This window comes from Xanthomonas axonopodis (genome assembly GCF_001304695.1).
Classification (GTDB): Bacteria; Pseudomonadota; Gammaproteobacteria; order Xanthomonadales; family Xanthomonadaceae; genus Xanthomonas; species Xanthomonas axonopodis.
This window is the reverse complement of the sequence record NZ_JFAQ01000026.1, coordinates 1-1280: the sequence shown is the minus strand read 5'-3', so window position 1 is coordinate 1280 and position 1280 is coordinate 1. Positions and strand designations below refer to the sequence as shown.

The 1280-nt window shown below is 61.0% G+C and carries 2 protein-coding genes and 1 pseudogene; 2 read left to right on the top strand and 1 reads right to left on the bottom strand.

Features of this window, described 5'->3' with window-relative positions; all coding sequences use genetic code 11:
* The coding region (locus XAXN_RS20345) for an IS3 family transposase (RefSeq protein ID WP_167694739.1) at nt 1–339 on the top strand (339 nt) is incomplete at its 5' end.
* A gap of 150 nt (nt 340–489) precedes the next feature.
* Here the strand turns inward: XAXN_RS20345 and XAXN_RS20340 are convergent.
* Nucleotides 490–986: pseudogene (locus tag XAXN_RS20340) on the bottom strand (hypothetical protein); the annotation flags it as partial.
* Nucleotides 987–1053: 67 nt separating this feature from the next.
* Between XAXN_RS20340 and XAXN_RS02400 the strand changes: the two are divergent.
* A partial coding sequence (locus XAXN_RS02400; protein WP_134984825.1) for a transposase occupies nt 1054–1280 on the top strand: 227 nt, incomplete at its 3' end.

Sequence of the window (1280 nt, the reverse complement as noted above, 5' to 3'; positions counted from 1 at the left end):
GGGGGACGTCGGCGCAAACCCGCATCGGGCGGCTTGGTTCACTCGGACCAAGGGTCGGTCTACACCAGCGATGACTGGCAGAGTTTCCTGGCCTCCCATGGCTTGGTATGCAGCATGAGTCGGCGCGGCAACTGCCACGATAACGCCCCGGTAGAGAGCTTCTTCGGCCTGCTCAAACGCGAGCGGATCAGGCGGCGGGTCTACCCCACCAAGGACGCCGCACGCGCCGAGGTGTTCGACTACATCGAGATGTTCTACAACCCTAAACGCCGTCATGGTTCAACGGAGGACCTGTCCCCTGTAGAGTTTGAACGGCGCTACGCGCAACGAGGGTCTTGAGTGTCTACGGAACCCTGGGCGTATCAAATTGCATATGGAATCTCCCTCTTCTGAGTAGAGTCTATCGCCCTCATTGCCTACCAGGACAGGGACGCTCGAATTAAACCCGAGTTTCACGCCGCTCGCACCATCACCGCATACGCCCGTGCGTCTGCTCTGGGTAGCGGTCTGCGGTGCATAGACGCCTTGGTCATTGGCGCCTGCCACACCGGTCTTGACCTGACGCTCCCACGACTCGGTGGTCGGATTGCGCTGCCAGTTCTGATTGTCCAGACCCGTCTGGTCGCCAGGCTTGGCCGGTAGGTTGAATGGATCCTGCGGCGGCGGCACCTTGCCCAGCGCCAATTCGATTGCCTTGGCATTTGCCATGGCGCCCAGCTCTTGTGACTTGGCGTAGCTGGCCCGCACCGGAGCCTGGCTAGGGGCGTCGTGCCCATCCGCACCACGCGCGAAAGCGCCTTGGCGCTGCCAATCCCGTCCGTTGAACTGCCACTCCACCCGAGCCTCGTCGATCTGGTGATAAATGGCGCGGTTGTCCAACAGGTTGCGCCCTTGTCGAAGGCCTTGCTCATCAACAGCGCATCGCCGACCACCAGCGCCGCAGGGACGAAGCCGCTGCCGCTGCCCAATGCTGCTGCCGTAGACGCGACGTCCCCCCGATTTTGAGTAGCACGCCAGTTTGGAGTCCAATTCCCTACCTGAAGGAGATTGGACGTGAAGAAGCGTTTTACCGAGGAACAAATCATTGGCTTTTTGCGCGAGGCCGAAAGCGGCGTGGCGATCAAAGATCTGTGCCGGCGACATGGCTTCAGCGAAGCCTCGTATTACCTATGGCGCAGCAAGTTCGGTGGGATGAGCGTGCCCGATGCCAAGCGGCTCAAGGAGTTGGAGGCCGAGAACACGCGCCTGAAGAAGCTGCTGGCCGAGCAGCTGTTCGAGAA